We start from the raw sequence: 704 nt of genomic DNA, 5'->3' as shown, positions 1-704 counted from the left end.
ATGCCGATTGGAGATCGTCTCAAAACTTGAACTTTTGCGGCGAGAAGAGTATAAATCGGCCCCTAATTCCCTTGGTGAGACCTGAAGTATGAGCACTCCATTTTGGCAAAGTAAATCGTTAGAACACATGAGCGAAGAGGAATGGGAATCTCTTTGTGATGGGTGTGGCAAGTGTTGTTTGCACAAGCTAATGGATGAAGATACCGATGAAATCTACTACACCAATGTGGCGTGTAGCTGGCTGAACAGCAAAACATGTTCATGTAAGGACTACCCAAATCGCTTTACCTCTGGCGAAGAGTGCACCAAGCTGACACGCGAAGACATCGACGATTTCACTTGGTTACCGCACACGTGTGCTTACCGTCTGTTAGCCGAAAATCAGCCATTACCAGAATGGCACCCGTTGATTACGGGCTCGAAATCCGCAATGCACGCGGCGGGCGAAAGTGTCCGCAACAAAGTGGTGTACGAAATTGATGTGGTGGATTGGGAAGATCACATTCTGAATCACCCAAATCGCCCATAGCCAAATTGAAACAAGCCTTTTACCAACAGTGAAAGGCTTGTTTGCTTTTAGGGTCAATAAAAGACCGGATTCTCATAAGTGATGACAAAACGACGGTCATTGTTGAACTCTGACGCTTAATTAACTAAATGCTGCTCGGTTTGCAATTTAGTGATGTAAACTTAGGGCATATCAT

General features: G+C 45.2%; 1 protein-coding gene. It reads left to right on the top strand.

What is annotated here, in order from left to right; all coding sequences use genetic code 11:
- The first annotated feature begins 88 nt into the window (after positions 1-88).
- Positions 89-529, top strand: a complete 441-nt coding sequence (locus R7R78_RS26345; protein ID WP_005460092.1) for a YcgN family cysteine cluster protein — start codon at positions 89-91, stop codon at positions 527-529.
- Positions 530-704: the final 175 nt, after the last annotated feature.

It is taken from the genome of Vibrio sp. 2134-1 (assembly GCF_033339495.1).
This window is presented reverse-complemented; position numbering and strand designations above follow the sequence as displayed.